This is a genomic window from Pseudomonas mucidolens (assembly GCF_900106045.1).
GTDB classification, from domain to species: Bacteria; Pseudomonadota; Gammaproteobacteria; order Pseudomonadales; family Pseudomonadaceae; genus Aquipseudomonas; species Aquipseudomonas mucidolens.
Genome location: NZ_LT629802.1, coordinates 1,779,634 through 1,800,212, shown reverse-complemented (window position 1 = coordinate 1,800,212; position 20,579 = coordinate 1,779,634). Strand labels below are relative to the sequence as shown.

Sequence of the window (20,579 nt, the reverse complement as noted above, 5' to 3'; positions counted from 1 at the left end):
GTAGAAGCAAGCTTGCTCGTGCATTGGCGTCATCGGTGGCGCGTGTTATCTGGATAAACGCAGTGTCCTTGAGGCTTTCGCGAGCAAGCTCGCTCCTACAGTGGGTTTGGGGCCCCTTAGCCAATGAAGTTTTTTCCCGCTGTACGCCTGCACCCGTTTGCCCGGCGCTTGCTGCGTCCGCTACTCGACCCTTATCGCCGCTATCGTCACGCCAAATTGATCCATGCGGTCCGCGTGTCCATCGGCTTGCTGGCAACCATCCTGCTGACCACCGGCCTAAATTTTCCCCACGGCGAATGGGCTTCGGTGACGATGCTGGTGGTGATCGGCGGTTTGCAGCATCACGGCAATATCGGCAAAAAAGCCGTTGAACGCGCTTATGGCACTCTGATCGGTGCCAGCGTCGGTTTGCTGCTGGTCGCCCAACAGGCCTACCTGGGCTTACCGCTGCTGACCTATCTGTTGATGTCAGTGGTGTGCGGGTTCTTTTCCTACCACGCCATCGGCAAAGGTGGGTACACCGCGCTACTGTCGGGTATCACCGTATTTATCGTCGCCGGGCATGGTGAGAATCCACTGTCCGATGGTTTGTGGCGCACCGTCGATATTCTGATCGGCATCGCCCTGGCCCTGGCGTTTTCCTTCGCCCTGCCGCTGTATGCCGTGTATTCCTGGCGCTACAACCTGGCCAGCGCGCTACGGGATTGCGCGACGCTCTACAGCCGGACGATCAATGGCCAGTCGATGACCGACGATGAACACCTCAAGCTGCTCAACCGCTTGAATGCGGTCATGCTGCAACTGCGTTCGTTGATGCCGTCGGTGTCCAAGGAAGTACGGATTTCCATGACCGAACTGGATTCGATCCAGCGCCACTTGCGGATGTGCATCAGCACCCTGGAGATTCTCGGCAATACGCGTCCTGATCCACGAGACGCACAGGCGATGGCCCGAATGCAGCTGGCACTCAAGGCTGAGCATCGGCAGATCCGGGTGCAGTTGATTGGGATGGCAAGGGCCCTGAAATCGGGCGCGACCCAGCGTCTTGAGCGACCCAGCGGCACGCCGACGGCCGAGCCGGGGTTGGCGGCTCCAGTCCACAATGCGCTGGATGGTTACCGTTTGTTGACGTTGCAGTTGGCGGCGAACGTGGATGCGATGAGCGGTCGGTTGGCGAAAAGCTCGGGAAGATGGAAGATCTAATAGCGATAGCAAACCCATACAAACTCTCTTACTTTTTTTTCACACTTTATTCACATCCACAAACGTAGTGTGAAGCCTCATCCGTTACAAACGCTGCACATCAAGCCCGCCGCCCCAGCGGGCTTTTTTTTGCGTCTGGTTCGGCTGCGTCTGCAGGGTGGCGGGCGGTTTACCCACAAAGCTGGCCGGCGCATGGCGAGCCGGCTTTCAGTCGATCAAAGGGCTACCTTGCCGGGTGCGGGCATCGCCGCCTGCTCGCGAATGGCGCGCTGAGTATCGAGTACCCGCGCCAGGGCCAATTCGGCTTCCGGACTTTGCTGCGGTACCCGAATGGCCGCCGAGACCAGGGTAATCAGCTTGGCCATGACTTCGGCGTCGGTGGCCGGGCGGCCCAGACTCATGGAGTTCATCAGCAAGCGCAGCTCGGTGCCGGCCATTACTCCGGAGATTGCCTTGAGGGCAAATTGCAGGCGCACCCCCAGCTCATTACGTGGCAGGTCCGGCAAAGCCTGCGCGAACGCTTCGAAAAAACGCTGGAAAACCGGCTGGTAGTGAACCTTGAGGTATTCCTGGATAAATGGCGAAGTGTCGCTGTAGACACGCCCCAGGAACCGAATGAAGGAGCGCCCTTCGCCACTGGCCGGGTCGGCACGTTCCATGCCCATGGCCGGCGCGAATAACACACCGAGCAACGTGTCGCAGTCCAGCGGCCCATCGGATTCGGCCTCGCACCGCGCAAGCAACTCCAGACGCTGCTCGTTGAGCGGCTCCAGGCGTTGCATCAGCAGGGTTTTCATCAGGGAATCCTTGTCCCCGAAGTGATAGTTCACCGCCGCGAGATTGACCTGGGCCTTCTCGGTAATTTGCCGCAGCAGGACGGCGTCATAACCGTACTTGATAAAAAGAGCCTCTGTCGCGTCCAGCAATCGGGTCTTGGTAACGTTTGGAGCACTGAGTTTCTTCACGGCCATATCAGTTCCACGGCGGAATATTGTTTTAAAAATAATTTTGATTTTTTATACCGGGGCCGTTGATCGAAAGCAAGTAGTGACACTGCGCCATACTATCCAAAGGCCGTGCCGGGGACGTCAGGAGCGGCGCCCCCTAAACACCTGCAAGGCTTTTCCCTCCACTATCTTCCTGGGTGCGGCGAGAAAAACCGCTCTATCTCTGTGGCTGGCGAAGCCCATTGATCAAGGTTACTATTCAAACAATATTTTAAAAAAAAGAATAAAATCCAGCTATTGGCAGCCGTCCCGCGCCCCCCTGAACTTGTTACAAAGATTTTCAGGGGAAGACTCGGATCGCCGTAGCGCAAGGCGTAGTCATGATGACAAGCTCCCCAACGCTCCCAGGCTTCATTTCCCTGCAAGGTATCGGCAAAAGTTATCAATTGGCCGGGCAGCATCTGGCGATTCTCAATGACGTCAGCCTGTCGATCGCCAGCGGCGACAGCTGCGGCATCCTCGGTGCTTCCGGTTCTGGCAAAAGTACCCTGCTGAATATTCTCGGCCTGCTCGATTTGCCCGACTGCGGAGCGTACTGCTTTGCCGGCCACGACATTTTCAGTGCCACCCCCGATCAGCTCGCCGCGATCCGCAACCAGCAGATCGGCTTCGTCTTCCAGAGTTTCAACCTGCTGCCGCGTCTCAGCGCCCTGGACAATGTTGCCCTGCCCCTGAGCTATCGCGGAGTATCGCGCCATGAGTCGCTGGAGCGCGCCCTGAACATGCTCGATCAAGTCGGCCTGGCCGAGCGGGCCCACCATCGCCCTGCCGATCTCTCCGGCGGGCAGCGCCAGCGGGTAGCGATTGCCAGGGCGCTGGTGGGTGCACCTTCGGTGATTCTCGCCGACGAACCCACCGGTAACCTCGATAACCACACCGCCCAGGAAATCATGGACCTGCTGCTGGCCCTCAATCGCGAACAACACGTCACGCTGATCATCGTCACCCATGACCCGCACATTGCCGAACGCCTGAATCGCAAGATCCTGGTGCGCAACGGTGTCGTGCAGGAGGCCGGGCGCCTATGAATCTGCGGGTCGAACAGAGCCTGAGCCAATTACTGCACGAAGCATTCGTCAGCCTGCGGACCTTGGGCAAGCGTTCGATCCTCGCACTGTTGGGGATCGTGATCGGCAGCTCATCGGTGGTGGCGCTGATCAATATCGGCCATAACGCCGCCGAAGATGCCGCAATGATTTTCAAGGACATGGGCACCGATACCCTGGTGGCGCAGTTCCCGCCCAAAGGCAACAGCAGCGCCCCGCGACCCGCCAGCCTGGATCTGGAGGCGGTGCGCAAAGCCGTACCGCAAATTGCCCATATCGGTGCCATTAGCCTGTTCAGTGGCCCCGTGGTGTTCCATGGCCGTACCACCAACGCCAGCCTGGTAGGCAGCACGCCCGACCTCAAGGACGCCATGCGTTTGTCGCTACGCGAAGGCCGGTTCCTTTCCGAGTTCGATAACGCGCAAACCTACGCCGTGGTCGGCGAACAGGTAACCCAGGCCTTGGGTACACCGGGTGACCCGCTGCAGTTGGGTGATCGCGTGCGGATCAATGACTATCTGTTCGAGGTCATCGGCATTCTCCACGACCAGCCCCGGGCGATGCTGATTCCGGTGCAAGCCAACGACTCGCTGTTCATTCCCGCCAAAGGCATGCGCCGCATCTATCCGACACCACAGGTCGGCAGCGTGGTGATCCGCGCCGCCTCCGGCCAGGATATGGAGCGCGTCGCCAGAGAGGCAGCTGCCGCGTTGCGGCCGCAGTTCACCGACCATGACGTCGACATTCAGGTGCCACAACAAATGATCGATGGCATGACCCGCCAGAGCCGCACCTTTGCCTATCTGCTGTTGGCCCTGGGCGCCATCTCGCTGGTGGGCGGGGGTGTCGGGGTGATGAACGTGATGCTGATGAACGTCTCGGAGCGCCGCCGGGAGATCGGGATACGCATGGCCCTTGGCGCTCGCCAACGGGATATCCGCAATCTGTTCCTGCTGGAAGCGGTGACCTTGACCGCCGTCGGTGCGATGTGCGGTGCGGTGCTGGGCATAAGCGCCGCCTACCTCTATGCCTGGCTGTCGGGCTGGCAATTTTCCCTGGCCGTCGCCGCCCTGCCCCTGGGCGTGGGCAGCACCTTGCTGGTGGGATTATTTTTCGGTATTTACCCGGCAATCTCGGCGTCACGCTTGCAACCGGTGGAGGCGTTGCGCGATGAATAAACCGCTGCTGTTGATCCTTGCCCTGTTGAGCCTGCCCAGCTTTGCCGCCGACAGGGAGCTGCGCCCATCGGCCCCGACCATTACCCGCAGCGGCTATGAGCGCGGTGTGTCTCTCAACGCCCAGGTCACCACACTGACGCTCGGTGATGCGGTGTATCTGGGCCTGCGCAATAACCCGCGCATTCGCAGCGCCTACCTGCAGCGCGTGGCGCAGAAGTTTGACCTGCGAGTGGCTGAAGACACGTTCAACCCCAAACTGGTGCTCAACAGCTCTTACCGCAGCACCCAGGGCTCCGAAGATCGCGCCCGCAACGCCAACCTGGCGCCAGCCGCCACGTTGCTGGGGGAATACGGTACCCAACTGAGCATGGCCTGGACCCAGCAACTGAACAACGCCGACCGTGCCGGGCGCTACCGCAGCGACGGCCTCAACCTGGCAATCATCCAGCCCCTGATGCGCGGCGCCGGATGGGATGCAACCACCGCCCCGCTCCGCCTGTCGCGCCTGGCCGAACAGGCCAACCGTCTCAATCTCAAGGCAAACGTGGCACAGACCATCAGTCAAATTATTGCCACCTACCGGGAGCTACTGCGTTCCCAGGAGCAACTGAGCATCAGTCAGGAAGCGCTCAAGCGCTCCATGACCCTGTTGGAGGTGAACAGGGCGCTGATCGATGCGGGGCGCATGGCCGAGTTCGAAATCGTCCAGACCGAAGCCGACATTGCCACCCAGCAACTGGGGGTCGAGGAAGCCCAGAACCAACTGGACATCAGCCGCCTGAGCCTCCTGCGCTTGCTCGCGCTGGACCTGTCGACACCAATCCGCGCCACCGAGGCCCTGGAAGCCTCGCGCATGGATATCGACAAGCGCCAGGCCTTCAATCTGGCGCAGACCCAGCAACCGGACTACCTCGCCACCCTGCTCGGCAGCCAACAAGCCGACCTCAACCTGGTGATTGCCAAAGACTCCGGGCGCTGGCGGGTCGACCTGGTGGCGGGCGCCAATCAAGTGCGTGATGTCACCAATAACGCTACCGGCAATACCCATAACCGGCGCTGGGACAGCTATACCGGGATCCAGGTGCAGATTCCGATCGGCGACATCAGCACCCGCCAAGCCGAGGTTCGCGCGCGGGTCAATGTAGAGGACCAGGCCATTCTCATCACGGATGCCCGCCAGGAACTGGAGCGCAACGTCAACAACGTGGTACGCGACCTCGGCACTCGCTGGCGCCAATATGAAATCGCCCAGCGCGCTGTCGAGCTGTCCAGGCGCAAGATCGACATCGAGCGCGATAAACTCAGCGCCGGACGCTCCACCAACTTCCAGGTGCTGAGCTTCGAAGCCGATCTGCGTAACGCTGAAAATGCTCGCCTCAATGCACTGATTGCCTATTTGAATGCCCAGACCCAGCTCGATCTGACCCTGGGCATGACACTCGAAAGTTGGGAAATCGCCCTCAATGACTACTAATCAAAAACGCCTATCGGGCGCTGTATTGCTGGTGCTGCTGGCATGTGCCGGGATCGCGCTGGTCAACCACCAGACGCCTGCCGCTGCACAAACCGACGCCGCCGAGCAATGGCAGGCGGTGAAGCCCGATCCACTGGTGCACCAAATTGGCTTGGTGGGCAAGATCGAGCCCGAGACCACCCTCATCCTCACCGCGCCGTTCGACGGCAACGTGCAGGCCAATCTGGTTGAGCAGGGTCAACGCGTCGACGCCGGTCAAGTGCTGCTGCGCATGGACCCGGCGACCCTCGAAGTGCAACTGCGCGATGCGCTTTCCGCGCAACTCAAGGCACGCCGCACGGTGCAGGAAATGCAGGACTGGGACAGCGGCCAGCAAGTCAGTCGCGCCCGACGCAACCTGCGTACCGCCGAAATGGCCGCCAGCAATACCCAGCGCAAACTCACCGAAAGCGAAAACCTGTTCAAGCGCGGCATCATTCCACGCAATGAACTGGACGACCTCAAGCAGCAGGCCCGGCAGCAACAGTTGGACCTGGCGGCGGCGCGCAGTGAACTGCAACAAACCCTGGAACAAGGCAAAGGTGAATACCGCCAGATCGCCGATATGGAGTTGACCAACGCCACGGTGAAATATGAGGCCTTGCGCACCCTGCTCGATGGCAAGGAGGTCAAGGCGCCATTCTCCGGCATCATCGTTCCGGCGCCGGGCAGCAATGGGCCGCAAGGCACAAACAGCAACAACGTCCCGATACAGGGCGGCACTAAAGTCACCCAAGGCCAGGTGCTGTTCGGATTGGCCAATATCGAACGCCTGAAAATCGTCACCCACGTCTCGGAACTGGATATTAATCAATTGCACCAAGGCCAGGCCGTGGAAGTCATGGGCGATGGTTTCGACGGCGAACGCCTGCACGGTTCGGTCAGCGTGGTCAGCGGCCTGGCACTGTCCAGCGATAGCCAGGGCAGTGCACAGTTCCCGGTGACGCTGTCGATCCCCACGCTCACTCCGCAGCAGTTGCAAAAGGTGCGCTTGGGCATGAGCGCAAGGTTGACCATCGTCACTTACAGCAATGACCAGGCAATCATTGTCCCGGCCCAGGCGATTCGTCGCGATGCGGCTGACATGAGCGTGGAATACCGGGAGGCGATGGATAAGCCGGTGGAGCGAGTGACGGTGACTACCGGGCAGTCCACGGCGTCGGGGGTGGAAGTGTTTGGGCTCAAGCCGGGATTTGTGAAGATTGGGGGTTGAGGCTGGGACGGGGTTGATCAAGGGCGGTGAGGTTGACTGCGGGGCGCCCTCACCCCAGCCCTCTCCCGGAGGGAGAGGGGCCGATTGGGGGATATTTCAGACATTTTTCGACCTAAAAGAACGGCTTTGAATCCACAATCAATAGGTTTTTTCAGGTCGCCAATTTTCTCAGCACACTTCGGTCAGCCCCTCGCCCCTTCGGCATAGGTATACCCAATTTTCAGAAACTGACGAATTTCCCTGTGGCGAGCGGGCTTGTCCCGCGTTGGACTGCGAAGCAGTCCCAAAAACCAGCCGCTACGGAGTCTCTGATACACCGCATTCGGCTTACTGGGACGGCTTCGCAGTCCAACGCGGGGCAAGCCCGCTCGCCACAACAGCCCTATCTGCTGGGATTTAAGCGTTGAGGCAAAGTGGTGTAGATACCTATGTCCCTCTGGGGAGGTGCTAGGCAATCTTCAGCCCGCGACCAATCGAGCCGCCAACGCCTTGGCTTGCAAGGCTACATCGGTCACCGCCGTACTTTCCCACCACATCCCACGCAACGGCGGCCCCATGGCGAACAGTCGCTCGCTGGCGACGCCCTGCACATCCAGCACCCCGCCGGACTCATCCGCCGCGATCCCCAACGCCAGCGGCCCTGGCTGAACCAGGCCACGCGCCAGCAATTGCCGCGGCAGCGGCCGGGCAACCCGGCGCCAGTCGTACTCGATACCACTGGAATTAATCAACGCGCAACCACTGACAAACGTCGCATGCACCTCGCGACGGCGGCGCAGACGCAGGGTGACTTGACCATTCACCGACGACTCCAATCCCTGGAACGACGCGGCTTGAATGCGCAACCGCCCTTCCCCATGCAACCGCTCCACCAACGCTGCACTCAAGGGTGGCGAGCGGTGATGATGGCTTTCCCACCAGGGCCGTACATGACGCACGAACTGACGCTTGTGCCGTTCACTGGCCTGGCTCCACAAGCGCGCGATGTGTACCCGTACGGTGTCCAGCGGCGCCTGCCAGTCGATGCCTTGCGCCATCGCACGCTGACATTGCCGGCGCACTTCCCGCATTAATTGCAGGGGGCTGCAAAGACGCTGATCGCCAGCCAGGAAGTCCTCCCAGGCCGGGGGCTGGCGACGGACATGAGGCAACAGGCCGTGGCGGGAAAACACCTCGATAGGCCCGCGATGACCGGCCTGCTCCAGCGACACCACGGCATCCACCATAGTCAGCCCGGAGCCGATGATCAGCACCGTCGACTGCGGGTCCAGTTGACGCATGGCGCTCACATTCCAGGGGTCGACGGCGGCCGCGTTCAAACCGCTGGAAGCGGTCTGTGGCGTGCGCGCCGCCGGGAACATACCGGTGGCCAACACCGCACAATCACCGCGTAGTTGCTCGCCGTTGTCCAAGGTCAGCCAGGTCGAGGACCTGTCCACCTGCACGTCGATCACTTCGGCGCGGATGTGTTCGACGCGGGACGCCGACAGCGCCCTGGCCTCAGCCAATCGCTGTTGCGCGTAAAGGCCGAAGAGCCCTCGAGGCGGAAACAATTCGCTGACGGGCACGTGCTGCCGGTCCGACTCTGGCCACCCGCCCGCGGCGATATGGGCAGTCAACCATTGGGTCAAGTCATCGGCATTTTCCGGGTCGACACTCATGCGCGCCGCATTGCCGTTCAGGGTGTGGCCCAATTCCACTGCGCTGTAGGCTTCGCCACGACCCAGCTCGTCGCGCGGCTCGATCACCAGGATCTGCCGGACGCCAGGCAAACGCAGCAGTTGCACTGCCAGCAGTGTGCCGCTCAAGCCGCCGCCGATGATCAACACATTGGCGGCGCGAATCCCCTGTCCGTCTTCGGTTTCATTCATGAAAATACGCCCTTACTGTCTCGCCCAATAGATGTCGTGCACCTACAACCCGGCAGCGCTGCCGCTGAATAGTTCGCAGTATCCGGCAAGCGGCCTGCGGCGCATAGTCGAGTGCGACGTTGATCATCTATCCGGCGGCCACGGGCGACGGGCACCCCGCATTCACGGGGTGCGGCCAAACCACTCGTCGGCATTCCCCTGCTTATTATTAAACCCTCGTACCTTCGCTGATCTCTTAAATTACACACGCTTACTTTGCTACCCGTGTGTGTGCGTCGGCGATGCTAGTTCGCTCGCCCGCGTCTAATTCCAAGCAGCCAGGGAGTAAGCGTCATGCACCATCTAGGACTGTCGATACTTGAAATAAGAAGCCTGATCGAGAAAGCCTTCCAGCCCGACCATTGCACCTGCGAATGCCATGACGGCAAGACGTTGAGTATCGACTTGACGCGTCACGCGGACCCGACCTCGACCCTGCACTTGAGCGGCATCCCCCTCAGCGACCTGAACTCGTTCAGGGCCGTGGCCGACCTGATTGCCAAGGCGCGCCACGAACTGGCGTGCGTGCCTGTGAAGCACACCCCGGCTGATTCCGCCAGCGCGGCACGAGTGCCAGGCTTGGTTGACCTTCGGCAGCAAAACGGCGGCAGGCCTTCGCTCGCCGGCAGATGATCCCGTGGCAGCGGCCCCGGCGCATTGCCGGGAGCCACGGAGCGACCGCTGGGACTAAACCCAACCGCCATCGACGATAAAGTTCTGCGCCGAACACATTGCCGACACGTCAGAAGCCAGAAACAGCGCCATATGGGCGATATGTTCCGGTTGCACGCTGCCCGGCAGGCATTGACTACGACTGATCAATTCCCGCGCCGCGTCATCGACCCAGAGCGCCAGTTGCTTTTGCGTCATCACCCATCCCGGCACCAGCGTGTTAACCCGGATATGCCAAGGTCCCAGCTCCCGCGCCAGGCCGCGCGTCATGCCGTGGGTCGCCGCTTTACTGGCTGCGTATACCGGGTAACCACCGGACGCCATCATCCAGCCGATCGACCCCAGGTTGATGATCGCGCCCTGCCCTGCGGCTTTCATCATCGGGACCACCGCCTGGCTGGCGAAAAACGCGTGCTTGAGGTTAACCCCGATCAGTTTCTCGAACATCGCCGAATCGATGTCTTCCAGGCTGTGCCGTACATCGTTGGCGGCATTATTGATCAACACCGTGATCGGCCCCAGCGCGTGGGCGATGTGGGCGATGGCGGTTTTGTAGGCGTGCTCATCGGTGACATCGCAATGCACGAATTCGACGCGATGGTCGTGGGCCAACAGCTCGGCAGCCAGTTGCTCGCCCTGACTTTGGGCCATGTCGACAAATCCGACGTGTGCGCCCTGCTGTGCAAAGGCGCGCACCAATGCTTCGCCAATCCCCGAGGCGCCACCGGAAACCAGGACGGTCTTACCCTTCAGGTCGGCATACACCGCCTGGGAACCGGCAACTTCTTGATTATTCATAAAATGCTCACCTCAACCAATTAGTCTTATTTTATATTGCAAAAAAGCCACGAAACGCTATAAATTTGCAGAGCAATCGCACTATATCTGAAAATTAGTAGAACTATTCCATTCAAAATAACAAAAGGAAGTTCAACGATGCCGCACTCCCGACACCTGCTTTCGAGCCTTGGCCTGTCCCTGATGATGGCCAGCCTTGGCGCCCAGGCCGCCGGCTTGTCCAGCGAACACAAACCTTTCGGCAAAACCAACGACGGTACGGCCATCGAGCAGTACGTGCTGCGTAACAGTCATGGCATGCAAGCCACAGTGATTACTTACGGCGGCGTCCTGCAATCACTGATCGTGCCGGATAAAAACGGCCAGCTCGACGACATAGTCCTGGGCTTTGACGATGTACAGGGCTACCAGAGCGGAACTGCCTTCTTCGGCGCCACTATCGGACGCTTTGGCAACCGCTTGGCCAAAGGCGCCTTTGAACTGGACGGCAAGCGGTACCAGGTACCGCTCAATGATGGACCAAACGCGCTGCATGGCGGTGCCGAAGGTTTCGACAAGCGCGTCTGGCAAGCCGAACCGGTCAAAAGCAAGGACTCGGTGGGCGTGACGTTGAGCTACCTGTCCAAAGACGGCGAAATGGGCTTTCCCGGAAACCTGAAAACCCAGGTCACCTACCGCCTCAACGATAAAAACGAACTGCACATCGAGTACACCGCGACCACTGACAAACCGACGGTGCTCAACCTCACCAACCACAGTTATTTCAACCTGGCCGGTGCCGGTAACGGCGACATCCTCAACCAGCTCGCCACCTTGCACGCCAGCCATTACACGCCGGTCAACGGCACCTTGATTCCCACCGGCGAGTTGGCCCCGGTCGCTGGCACCCCGATGGACTTCCTGCAACCCACCGCCATCGGTAAACACATCAAGGACGATCATCCCCAGTTGAAATTCGCCGAGCCTAAACAAGGTGGCTTCGACTTCAACTGGGTCCTGGATGCCAAGGGTGATCTCGGCAAACTGGCCGCCGAGGTACACGATCCGCAATCCGGGCGCCATCTGCAGCTCTACACCACGGAACCGGGCGTGCAGTTCTATACCAGCAACTTCCTCGATGGTTCGGTCAAGGGCAAGGCCGGCAAGACTTACAACCACTGGAGCGCGTTTACCCTGGAAACCCAGCATTACCCTGACGCGCCGAACCAGCCGAACTTCCCTTCGACGCGGCTGGATCCGGGGCAGACGTATACGCAAAACACAGTGTTCAAATTCTCTACCGACTGAGTCGGTCATTGCACCTCGCTCAATCGGCACCGGTTGAGCACGCCTCATTGACGCTGGTCGGTACCTGCACGTATAAGGTGCCGGCCCGCTGCACAGACGCGGCGGGAGCATCTGATACGCTTTTTTATTCAGCATCTGAATCTGTACCGTACAGCCTTCAATCGTGACAATGAATCACTCCCGACGCACTCGTGGAGCCCGACGAGAAACCTCCTGTCGTTTATCTTCCTTTCGGAGCCCCCATGGCTAAGATGGCATTGTTTCTGTTTGGCTCTTTAGCACTGACCATCGCGATTGGCCTGCTCGCCACGATCTCACCAGTTTGACGCGTTCAACCCGCAAACAACATCGGGTACAAAGAAAGCACCAGCAGCCCCGCCATTGACCAATTGAACACTCTCAACCAGCGCGGATTACGCAACACGCTGCGTAAACCGCTGCCAAACCCCACCCACACGCACACACTGGGTAGGTTGATCACCGCAAACACTACTGCGATCACCAGCACGTTGGTGAAATAGCCTTGCGCGGGCGTATAGGTAGTAATCGCGCCCAACGCCATGACCCAGGCCTTGGGGTTGACCCACTGGAACACTGCCGCGCCCAGAAAGGTCATGGGTGTGTGGTTGCCGTGGGTGTCATCCGACAGAGGGCTGGACGTCGCAATCTTCCACGCCAGGTACAGCAAGTACGCCGCCCCGACATAGCGCAATGTCGCATAGGCCCCCGGCAGCGCCTTGAACACTTCCCCCAGACCCAGGCCGACCGAGATCACCAGCACCATAAATCCCAGGCTGATCCCCAGGGCGTGAGGAATTGAGCGCCGAAAGCCGAAGTTCACGCCGGACGCCAATAACATCGTGTTATTCGGTCCCGGCGTGATCGAAGACACGAAAGCGAACAGCGCAAAGGCTGAAAGCAGGCTTGAGGACATGAACATGGGGCGTCATCCAGGCGAATTGTTGTCGCCCTGACAGTAGAGTGTTCGGCGCAGACTCACCCCGTACAGCTATAAGCAGATCGAGAGATACACTTTCTTCACGGCTGCGCCGCATAAAGCCCGGAAGGTAGACGTCCAATAGGCAAACCGCTGGTCAGCGGTTGACTTTATCCAAGGTGAGCCATGCTGACGCGCAGACAGGATCAAAAGGAAATAACCCAAGCTCTTCTCATCGCCGAAATATCATTGCACGCGGTTTTTTGTTTGGGTCCTTTCACATCCCTTTCACAGTCCAGCGCTTATGGTGATCCCAGCTCCTAAGCGAACACCTTTAAGCCCGCTCTCCCCATCGCGGGCTTTTCTTTGTCTGGCGTTTCGATATCGATGTTCAACCCGCATAACCCTCCGCGCAGCCTTCGATATCAAGCGCCATCACCTCGTCCGAGGTCATGACTTCGGCATATTCGCCGTCGAGGATTGCCAGCGTCAGCTCATGCACCGTCGTAGCCGTCCAGGACTTCCCTGCGGCGCTCACCACCGGCACCGCCGTCGTTGCATCAGACGCCAGGATGATGCGATAGCCGAGCGCTTTTCCGGCACGCACCGTGGCATCCATGCTGTGGTGGATCACTACCCCCGTCAGCACCAAACGCTCCACCCGCATGCCCTTGAGCACTTGATCCAACTCGGTGCCGATAAAGGCGCAGTTCTGCTGTTTGACAATCACCGCCTCTCCCGCCACAGGCGCGACCTCTTGCTTGATGGCATTCCACGGGCCGTGGACGTGATAGGTCGATGACGGTGCTTGCTCATCATGCTTGATATGCACCACGGGCCACCCCTTCAGCCGCCAGTGCGCCAGAAGACGCTGAATCGCCGTCAGGTAGCTTGGATGGCTTTTGCCCTCCCAGACAGGCTGATCAATAGCGTCCTGAACATCCAGGATGACGAGGGGAATGGGCCCCGGCTGAGCACTCATAAACGGCGTTCTCCAATCAGCTGGCCAAAGGAAAGCAACCCGCAAAGGCTGCTTGCAAGGACACTATTTAGCGGCCCGCTCAGCGCAACCTGCGTTGCTGTCACCTGCATAGACCCAAGTGGCTGCGAACTCGAAAGAGTGTCCGGACATCGTGTCCGTGCACGCCCCGCCAACCACCTCCAACATGAACGTCTTATCACCATCCCTACCGATGTACCTGACCCCGTCACCCGAGGTCACTTGCTGTGCTGAGAGCCGTGTGCCCTTCGGGTTCTCAGGCGTTATCCAGGTCAAGGTGTTGCCGTTGCCGCTGACGCTGATTGACCAGAACGGCTCATTGCCTCTTGCGATGAACTGAGGAAGGGATTTATCTGACGGAGTCGTCGTGGCTGAACCTGGGATTGGCGCTTGCGTGGAGCCCTCAGGAGCGGCCGGCTTCGTCATGCTGCAGGCTGCCAGACTCAGGGTTAATAACGTGGTAGATAGGAACGAAAAACAAGAGAGTTTCATGGCATCCGCTTTTGGAAAATAGAATGCTGCAACATAGCAAATCTCGGGGGAGGTTGGAAAAGCGCCCTGCCCCATGGGAGGAAGGCTTGAGTTGCGCGGCGGATTTATTTTCTGAGAACAGGCAGTTGAGGTCCGTAAGAACCTCGTCCAGGCCTGGGGCAAGAACACCAGTTATCACTTCGTTGTCACCAGACAGAACCGCGGCAAGCTGGATGAGTTGAGCGCATTGATAGCCCGCGGTCAGCTGCGGCCACACGTTGGCGCCGTCTATGCGCTTGCCGACATTGCGCTCGCCCATGCGCTGCTGGAAAGTCCCGACAACGGAGTTCGAGGAAAAATCGCGATTGCGGTCAAGCCATCGCTTATCTCGTAAATGCGTACTTTTAACCGTTTTGTAGCGGTCACTAATTCCCAAACCACAGGCAATAAAAAACCCCGTAGACGTTAATCTACGGGGTTTTCAAGAGTGGAGGCCGAGGTCGGAATCGAACCGGCGTAGGCGGATTTGCAATCCGCTGCATAACCATTTTGCTACTCGGCCTCAAACGATCGATGTCCTGATTGCTGACATCCACCGCATATGAACTTGAGTGGGCTGCGTGAGCCTTGCCTCTACTCTATCTCATTGAAAACATTAAGGTTTTTTACGCCTCGATGCGTTCGATGGCGGCAATTATGTACTCATTTGCCGGGGCTGGCAAGCCCTTGATTTCAAAAAATATTCTGTCGCCGCGTGGGGCAGGGGCGGCTTGCGGGTGCTCGCCCCTGCCCTGCCGTGGCTCAGTAGCCCAGGGACAGGCCGGTGTTGCGGCGCGGGTCGTTGGCGCCGTAGAAACGGTTGTTGCCCACGGGTTTGCCATCCAGGGAGGGCGCGCCGACGAGGATCGCGGCGAGGTGGTTGGCGTCTTGCGGGCCGGCGAAGGTGTGGCCCCAGCTTTCGAGGATTTTCTGGGTGTCGGGGCTCAGGACGAAGGCTTCGATGTTGGTGCTCTCGGGCATCCATTGCTGGTGGAAACGCGGGGCGTTGACGGCTTCCTGGATGTTCATCTTGTAGTCGATGACGTTGAGGATGGTCTGCAAGGTCGCGGTGATGATCCGACTGCCGCCGGACGTGCCTACGACCATCACCGCCTTGCCGTCCTTGGTGACGATGGTCGGGCTCATGGATGACAACGGTGCCTTGCCCGGGGCGATGGCGTTGGCCTCACCCTGGATCAGCCCGTACATGTTGGGTACACCGACCTTGACGGTGAAGTCGTCCATTTCGTCGTTGAGGATCACGCCGGTCTTGCTGGCCATGACCCCGGCGCCAAACCAGTCGTTCAGGGTGTAGGTCACCGAGACCGCGTTGCCCCACTTGTCGACGATGGAGTAATGGGTGGTGTTGGTGCCCTCATGCGGCGAGACGCCCGGCTTGATCGCTTGGGAGTCGCCGGCTTTTTGCGGGTCGATGGCCGTGCGCAGTTTTGCCGCGTAGTTTTTGTCCAGCAGATGCGCGACCGGGTTTTCCACGAAGTCCGGGTCGCCCAGGTAGCTGTTGCGGTCGACATAGGCGTGACGCATGGCTTCGATCTGATAGTGCAGGCCCTGGGCCGAACCGTAGCCCAGCTCGGCCATCGGGTAGCCTTCGAGAATATTCATGATCTGGCAGATCACCAGGCCACCCGAACTCGGTGGTGGCGCCGAGATCACATGGTAGCCGCGGTAGTCGCACTCGATGGGCGCCAGTTCACGGGTCTTGTAGTTGTCCAGGTCGGCCTGGGCGATGATGCCCTTGCCCGCCTGGCTGGAGTCGACAATGGCCTTGGCGACCCAGCCCTTGTAGAAGCCGTCGGTGCCCTTGGCGGAGATTTCCCGCAGGGTTTTTGCCAGGTCCTTTTGCACCAGTTTCTCGCCGACCTGCAGCGGCTTGCCGTCCTGCAGGAAGATACCGCGCAGGTCTCGGTCTTTTTCGAATTCGCCGGTGGCCGAGTGCAGCATGTCGACATCGCCCTGGTCGAGGACGAAACCATTTTCCGCCAACGCAATGGCCGGCTTAATCACCTGCGCCCGCTTCAGGGTGCCGTATTTGCTCAGCGCCATTTCCATGCCTGACACGGTGCCCGGTACGCCGACCGATAAATGCCCCTTGGCGCTCAGGCCTTCGATGACATTACCGTCCTTGTCCAGGTACATGTCCGGCGTGGACGCCAAAGGGGCTTTTTCGCGGAAGTCGAGAAAGGTTTTGCGTCCGTCCGCCAGCTGTACCGTCATGAACCCACCACCGCCCAGATTGCCCGCGGCTGGATACACCACCGCCAGCGCATAACCGACGGCGACCGCCGCATCCACTGCGTTGCCACCGGCCTTGAGCACATCGACCCCAACGTGAGTTGCCAGGTGCTGGGCGGTGACCACCATACCGTTTTCGCCAGCCACCGGTGCCTGGGACGCCGCCTGAACACCGCTGAAGGTCAGGATCAGGGCCGTTGTTATCAAGGTTCGGGTAAAGGGTTGGTAGTTCATCCATGGATACTCTGTTTATTGGAATTTTTCAAAGTAGCCGTTTTCGTCGGCGGGCCCCAGCGCCGTGGCGTTTTTATGACAGAGGCTGTCGGTGATGGAACGCAAGGCACGACTCGCAGAGTCCGTAGCGGGTGACAGGCGCGGTTTTTTATCGTTCTTGCGGGCCTCTTCGCGAGCAAGCCCACCCCCACATTCGACTGTATTCCAAGACTAGAATACGATCAGTGCGCGCTGTGGGACATGGCTGCGGGCTGCTGCAACAGCGCCAGATCAATCTCACTGAAGCGCAACACCCGCCCTCCCGTATCCGCCGCCACCTGGTGCGCAACCGCCTCATCGGCAAACGAGGCCAATACCACGCCCATGGCACCTTTGAGCCCGGTGCCGATGACATAAACAGCCGTTTTGGCATCGATCAGATGGGTGTCGTCGGGTGTATCCCAATGGCTACGTCCCATGTCATGCACATACAACCCGGCGTTTTCATGATGATTCTCGGGCTGCAACCACCAGCCGATCATTTCCGCCGTGGAGCAGAACTTCTTCGCCGCGCCCTGCTCCATCACTTGCCCCTTGGGTCCGGGAAAGTCGTTGATGACCATCCCGCACACGTGGCACTCATCGCCGGGATGAAACGCCACCGGCTCATTGCTGGCAGTCGACTGCTGCGGCTTGTCGCACCCGGCCAACAGCAGACTCAAAAACAAAACCGGCCATAGTGAATAACGCATTTTCATGTTGTGTCACTCCTTCAATAAAAATCACACCGCGCGCCGGCTGAACAGCCAGTAAGCCAAGGCCAGGGGCGTTACCACCCACAGCACCAGACACAACCAGAGCATCGCTCCCGGCACCGCCAGATCACCACCCAACGCCATTACACCCACCGACGCCGGCCCCGCATCGAAACCGGACAGGTTGATCAGCCGATACACATCCGCCGGGTTCAACAGCAGCAGCCAGGGCAACAACGTCGGGCTGAACTGGCCTTCGCTGAGCACCAGCAGGGCCAACAGCGCCAGGTCGAACACCAGCACGAAAAAGAACCACACGCCTAATGCCAGCCCGGCGGCCGTGGATTTTTCGGCTGACAGGCAGCTCAATACATAAGCCAGGCTGAGAAAGCCCCAGCCCAACAAGGTCGAGGTCAACATGAAGCGACCAAAAGCCCAGAGCAGCAGGCTGAACTCGACGTCGTTGACCAGCACCGCAATCGCCAGCATCGCGCAGCCAAAACCGATCAATGTCGCCAGGGCCAGGATCAAGCCGTGCCCGACAAACTTGCCCAGCAGCAACTGCCCGCGCCCCAGCGGGTAAGTCAGCAACAACAGCAACGTGCCGCTTTCGTCTTCGCCGACAATCGCGTCGTAGGCCAGCAGCAACGCAATCAACGGCATCAGGAAAGTCGCCAGACTGGCCAGGCTGGCGATGGTCGCCGGGATGGAGGTAAAGCCCAACTGCCCGGACGCAGCCGCGCCCAACCACGCGATGCCGATGGCCAACACGGCGAACAACAGGCTGATGGCCAACAACCAGCGGTTACGCAGGCCGTCGCAGAACTCCTTGCGGGCCATGTTCCAGATCGGGCTCATAGGGCACGCTCCACGGCGCTGTTCATGTAATGGCGGTAAAGGTCTTCCAGGGATGGAGTAATGATTTCCACGTCCTGCGGGCTATCGTGATCCAGCAACTGACGCAGCAGCTGGAGTTTGCTGCCGTTGAGAGCCGCCACTTGCAATCCCCCGGCGCCCCAGGGCTGAGTCACATGACCGGCCTCGTTCCAGCGTTGTTGCAGATGTGCAGCACACTGCAAACCGTGGCTGCGGATCAACGTGGGCAACTGCGCCTGCTCACGTAATGCCGCCAGCGTGCCCAGCGCCAGCAAGCGCCCTTGGGTGAGGATCGCAGCACGATTGATATGCGCTTCAACGCCAGGCAACACGTGGGAACACAGAATGATGCTGGTGCCTTGCCCGCGCAGGCGGTCCAGCAGGCGATACAGGTCCTGGGTGGCAATCGGGTCGAGGCCGACGGTGGGTTCGTCCAGCAGCAACAGGCGCGGTTCGCCGAGCAGCGCCTGGGCCAGCCCCAGACGCTGGCGCATGCCCTTGGAATAGGTCTTGACCCGGCGCCGGGCGGCGGCCGTGAGACCGACTTCCTCGAGCAGCGCATTGACCTGCGCGGTGGATGCGCCTTTGAGCCGGGCGAAATGCTGCAAGGTTTCCAGGCCACTGAGTTGCGGGTAGAAGGTCACGTTCTCCGGCAAATAGCCCAACACCTGACGCACCTGCGGATCGCTCGGCGCACGACCGAATACCCGTACCTGCCCCCTACTTGGCTGCAACAGGCCGAGGACCAGTTTCATGCTGGTGGTCTTGCCGGCGCCGTTATGGCCGAACAGCCCCAATACCTCCCCCGGCGCCAGGTTGAGGTTCAAGTCATGCAGCACAGTGGCTTGCCCATAACGCTGGGTAACGCCTTCGATCTCGACGACAGGCATCATGCGGACTCCTTGAGCAGGGTAAGCGTGGGGGCTTGCATCAACGGATGGCTGTCCATCACTCCTGGCGACTTCATCACCGGAAACGCCCGTTGCACCCAGCGCAGCAACTCAATGCCGGGGCTGTTCATCAGTAGCCGCACCTGGGGATAGAGCCACAGCAGGCGGTCGACGTTGTCATTCGGTTCATAGGCCACGTCTCCGAGGCCGTCGCTGTTGCGGTCCCAGCCCAGGTAGTCGCTCCAGTAATTGCCGCGACCTTGCACCGACCACTCCTGCAAACGCGTCGCCACGTACTTGACCTGGCGTTGGTTGCCGACGAAGGCGTTGTCGGCGATCTGGTTGTCTTCGGAGCCGGCGGTGAGGTGAATGCCTATCGCGCTGCGCTCAAAATGGTTGTGCTCGATGCGATTGAACAGCGAGTTGTAGATAAACAGCGCCTTGCCTTCGGCGCCACTGATCATGGTGTCGCCGGTGGTGCCATCGCGCACGTCGCTGACGACGTTGTCACGCAAGGTGGAATAGGTGATGTAGTTCATCAGGATCCCGTAGTTCTGGTCCTGCTCGGAGCGATTGCCGATCACCGTCAACTGGCGGCTTTGCATCAAGGCGTAGCCGGTACGGGTACGCCGGGTGATGTTGCCCAGTACCTGATTGTCGTTGGCGAACATGTAGTGAATGCCGTAGCGCAGGTCTTCCAGGGTGTTGCCTTGCAGCAGGTTGCCATTGGAGGTGTCGATGTAGATGCCGTCACGGGCGTCGCGCACCTGGTTACCGATGACCCGCGCGCCCTTGACCGCATACAAATGAATGCCGTTGCCACGGTCCTGGGAACGCATCTGCGGGTCGCCTTGAATGTGGTTATCGAGCAGGCTGACATCCGCTGTGCCGTCGACCCAGATACCAAAGCCCTGCCCGCGCATGCGGTTGTCCTTGATCACTGCGCGCTGGGCCTTGGGCTGGATAAAGATGGCCGCGTTCATGGCGGTCAGATCATGCCCCCAGTCGAGAAAGGAGCAGCCCTCGACGCTGACATCAGCCGCGCTGATCAGCAGGCCGTTACCCTCGCCTTGACTGTGGATGACCGCGCCCGGCTCGCAGGTCAGTTGCAGGGGCTGGTCGATGCTGAAGGTGCCGTGGTAATCACCGGCGGGCAAGCGCCAGTGATGCGGCGCGACGCGTTGCAGGGGCAAATCGGTGATCGGGTATACCGTCGCCCAAGCACTGGCCGATACCAGCCAAAATACCGCCCCCGTGAACAGGCTTCGAAATCGAGCCACAGTGTGTTCCTTGTCTTATCCGAATGTACGCCCCGAGT

The 20,579-nt window shown here is 59.9% G+C and carries 18 protein-coding genes, 1 tRNA gene and 1 pseudogene; 9 read left to right on the top strand and 11 right to left on the bottom strand.

The window, feature by feature from the left end; translation table 11 throughout:
* The first annotated feature begins 123 nt into the window (after positions 1-123).
* A complete protein-coding gene (locus tag BLU75_RS08665) occupies positions 124-1,203 on the top strand; it encodes an FUSC family protein (RefSeq protein ID WP_084380255.1) in 1,080 nt (359 codons plus the stop codon).
* A gap of 215 nt (positions 1,204-1,418) precedes the next feature.
* On the opposite strand, the gene BLU75_RS08660 is transcribed toward BLU75_RS08665, so the two are convergent.
* The gene (locus tag BLU75_RS08660; RefSeq protein WP_090221415.1) at positions 1,419-2,174 is read right to left on the bottom strand and encodes a TetR/AcrR family transcriptional regulator; all 756 of its coding nucleotides are present in this window, start codon (positions 2,172-2,174) and stop codon (positions 1,419-1,421) included.
* A gap of 359 nt (positions 2,175-2,533) precedes the next feature.
* On the opposite strand from BLU75_RS08660, the gene BLU75_RS08655 reads away from it, so the two are divergent.
* The 4 genes from BLU75_RS08655 to BLU75_RS08640 are packed head-to-tail and all read left to right on the top strand — an operon-like array spanning position 2,534 to position 7,160.
* Positions 2,534-3,238 carry an ABC transporter ATP-binding protein gene (locus tag BLU75_RS08655; RefSeq protein WP_373863657.1) on the top strand — a complete coding sequence of 235 codons (705 nt, stop codon included), beginning with the start codon at positions 2,534-2,536 and terminating at the stop codon, positions 3,236-3,238.
* Positions 3,235-4,434 (top strand): ABC transporter permease, encoded by a 1,200-nt coding sequence (locus BLU75_RS08650; RefSeq protein WP_084380261.1) that lies wholly within the window; start codon positions 3,235-3,237, stop codon positions 4,432-4,434. Before BLU75_RS08655 ends, BLU75_RS08650 begins: the two co-directional genes overlap by 4 nt.
* Positions 4,427-5,908, top strand: coding sequence for a TolC family protein (locus BLU75_RS08645; protein ID WP_084380263.1), 1,482 nt, complete (start codon positions 4,427-4,429; stop codon positions 5,906-5,908). Before BLU75_RS08650 ends, BLU75_RS08645 begins: the two co-directional genes overlap by 8 nt.
* A complete protein-coding gene (locus tag BLU75_RS08640) occupies positions 5,898-7,160 on the top strand; it encodes an efflux RND transporter periplasmic adaptor subunit (RefSeq protein ID WP_084380265.1) in 1,263 nt (420 codons plus the stop codon). The genes BLU75_RS08645 and BLU75_RS08640 overlap by 11 nt, the downstream gene beginning before the upstream one ends.
* 458 nt (positions 7,161-7,618) lie before the next feature.
* On the opposite strand, the gene BLU75_RS08635 is transcribed toward BLU75_RS08640, so the two are convergent.
* Entirely contained in the window at positions 7,619-9,031 is a 1,413-nt protein-coding gene (locus BLU75_RS08635) for an FAD/NAD(P)-binding protein (protein WP_084380267.1), read from the bottom strand.
* 333 nt (positions 9,032-9,364) lie between these two features.
* Between BLU75_RS08635 and BLU75_RS08630 the strand changes: the two genes are divergently transcribed.
* Complete coding sequence (locus BLU75_RS08630; RefSeq protein WP_084380269.1) at positions 9,365-9,703, top strand: DUF1652 domain-containing protein; 339 nt, start codon at positions 9,365-9,367, stop codon at positions 9,701-9,703.
* 54 nt (positions 9,704-9,757) lie between these two features.
* On the opposite strand, the gene BLU75_RS08625 is transcribed toward BLU75_RS08630, so the two are convergent.
* Positions 9,758-10,540, bottom strand: coding sequence for an SDR family NAD(P)-dependent oxidoreductase (locus BLU75_RS08625; RefSeq protein WP_084380271.1), 783 nt, complete (start codon positions 10,538-10,540; stop codon positions 9,758-9,760).
* Positions 10,541-10,678: 138 nt separating this feature from the next.
* Between BLU75_RS08625 and BLU75_RS08620 the strand changes: the two genes are divergently transcribed.
* Positions 10,679-11,827, top strand: a complete 1,149-nt coding sequence (locus BLU75_RS08620; protein WP_084380273.1) for an aldose epimerase family protein — start codon at positions 10,679-10,681, stop codon at positions 11,825-11,827.
* A gap of 331 nt (positions 11,828-12,158) precedes the next feature.
* Here the strand turns inward: BLU75_RS08620 and BLU75_RS08615 are convergent, their stop codons facing one another.
* Positions 12,159-12,767 (bottom strand): LysE family translocator, encoded by a 609-nt coding sequence (locus tag BLU75_RS08615; RefSeq protein ID WP_084380275.1) that lies wholly within the window; start codon positions 12,765-12,767, stop codon positions 12,159-12,161.
* Positions 12,768-13,155: 388 nt separating this feature from the next.
* Positions 13,156-13,746, bottom strand: coding sequence for an isochorismatase family protein (locus BLU75_RS08610; protein WP_084380277.1), 591 nt, complete (start codon positions 13,744-13,746; stop codon positions 13,156-13,158).
* 184 nt (positions 13,747-13,930) lie between these two features.
* Between BLU75_RS08610 and BLU75_RS27440 the strand changes: the two genes are divergently transcribed.
* Positions 13,931-14,104 (top strand): hypothetical protein, encoded by a 174-nt coding sequence (locus tag BLU75_RS27440; RefSeq protein ID WP_172832069.1) that lies wholly within the window; start codon positions 13,931-13,933, stop codon positions 14,102-14,104.
* Positions 14,105-14,392: 288 nt separating this feature from the next.
* Positions 14,393-14,629: pseudogene (locus BLU75_RS08600) on the top strand (zinc-binding dehydrogenase); the annotation flags it as partial.
* Positions 14,630-14,723: 94 nt separating this feature from the next.
* Here the strand turns inward: BLU75_RS08600 and BLU75_RS08595 are convergent.
* From BLU75_RS08595 to BLU75_RS08570, 6 genes are all read right to left on the bottom strand, one after another.
* Positions 14,724-14,797 (bottom strand) — tRNA-Cys (locus BLU75_RS08595).
* Positions 14,798-15,036: 239 nt separating this feature from the next.
* A complete protein-coding gene (gene ggt, locus BLU75_RS08590; protein ID WP_084380281.1) occupies positions 15,037-16,761 on the bottom strand; it encodes a gamma-glutamyltransferase in 1,725 nt (574 codons plus the stop codon).
* A gap of 221 nt (positions 16,762-16,982) precedes the next feature.
* A complete protein-coding gene (locus tag BLU75_RS08585) occupies positions 16,983-17,498 on the bottom strand; it encodes a nitrous oxide reductase accessory protein NosL (protein ID WP_084380283.1) in 516 nt (171 codons plus the stop codon).
* A gap of 24 nt (positions 17,499-17,522) precedes the next feature.
* Positions 17,523-18,353: an ABC transporter permease gene (locus tag BLU75_RS08580; protein ID WP_084380285.1), complete on the bottom strand. Its 831-nt coding sequence runs from the start codon at positions 18,351-18,353 to the stop codon at positions 17,523-17,525.
* Positions 18,350-19,261 (bottom strand): ABC transporter ATP-binding protein, encoded by a 912-nt coding sequence (locus BLU75_RS08575; protein ID WP_084380319.1) that lies wholly within the window; start codon positions 19,259-19,261, stop codon positions 18,350-18,352. Before BLU75_RS08575 ends, BLU75_RS08580 begins: the two co-directional genes overlap by 4 nt.
* Positions 19,261-20,523: a nitrous oxide reductase family maturation protein NosD gene (locus BLU75_RS08570; RefSeq protein ID WP_231982665.1), complete on the bottom strand. Its 1,263-nt coding sequence runs from the start codon at positions 20,521-20,523 to the stop codon at positions 19,261-19,263. The genes BLU75_RS08575 and BLU75_RS08570 overlap by 1 nt, the downstream gene beginning before the upstream one ends.
* Positions 20,524-20,579: the final 56 nt, after the last annotated feature.

Coding starts and splice junctions, on each gene's coding strand:
- BLU75_RS08665 (WP_084380255.1), top strand. CDS start 124: ATGAAGTTTTTTCCCGCTGTACGCCTGCACCCGTTTGCCCGGCGCTTG.
- BLU75_RS08660 (WP_090221415.1), bottom strand. CDS start 2,174: ATGGCCGTGAAGAAACTCAGTGCTCCAAACGTTACCAAGACCCGATTG.
- BLU75_RS08655 (WP_373863657.1), top strand. CDS start 2,534: ATGACAAGCTCCCCAACGCTCCCAGGCTTCATTTCCCTGCAAGGTATC.
- BLU75_RS08650 (WP_084380261.1), top strand. CDS start 3,235: ATGAATCTGCGGGTCGAACAGAGCCTGAGCCAATTACTGCACGAAGCA.
- BLU75_RS08645 (WP_084380263.1), top strand. CDS start 4,427: ATGAATAAACCGCTGCTGTTGATCCTTGCCCTGTTGAGCCTGCCCAGC.
- BLU75_RS08640 (WP_084380265.1), top strand. CDS start 5,898: ATGACTACTAATCAAAAACGCCTATCGGGCGCTGTATTGCTGGTGCTG.
- BLU75_RS08635 (WP_084380267.1), bottom strand. CDS start 9,031: ATGAATGAAACCGAAGACGGACAGGGGATTCGCGCCGCCAATGTGTTG.
- BLU75_RS08630 (WP_084380269.1), top strand. CDS start 9,365: ATGCACCATCTAGGACTGTCGATACTTGAAATAAGAAGCCTGATCGAG.
- BLU75_RS08625 (WP_084380271.1), bottom strand. CDS start 10,540: ATGAATAATCAAGAAGTTGCCGGTTCCCAGGCGGTGTATGCCGACCTG.
- BLU75_RS08620 (WP_084380273.1), top strand. CDS start 10,679: ATGCCGCACTCCCGACACCTGCTTTCGAGCCTTGGCCTGTCCCTGATG.
- BLU75_RS08615 (WP_084380275.1), bottom strand. CDS start 12,767: ATGTTCATGTCCTCAAGCCTGCTTTCAGCCTTTGCGCTGTTCGCTTTC.
- BLU75_RS08610 (WP_084380277.1), bottom strand. CDS start 13,746: ATGAGTGCTCAGCCGGGGCCCATTCCCCTCGTCATCCTGGATGTTCAG.
- BLU75_RS27440 (WP_172832069.1), top strand. CDS start 13,931: ATGAACGTCTTATCACCATCCCTACCGATGTACCTGACCCCGTCACCC.
- ggt (WP_084380281.1), bottom strand. CDS start 16,761: ATGAACTACCAACCCTTTACCCGAACCTTGATAACAACGGCCCTGATC.
- BLU75_RS08585 (WP_084380283.1), bottom strand. CDS start 17,498: ATGAAAATGCGTTATTCACTATGGCCGGTTTTGTTTTTGAGTCTGCTG.
- BLU75_RS08580 (WP_084380285.1), bottom strand. CDS start 18,353: ATGAGCCCGATCTGGAACATGGCCCGCAAGGAGTTCTGCGACGGCCTG.
- BLU75_RS08575 (WP_084380319.1), bottom strand. CDS start 19,261: ATGCCTGTCGTCGAGATCGAAGGCGTTACCCAGCGTTATGGGCAAGCC.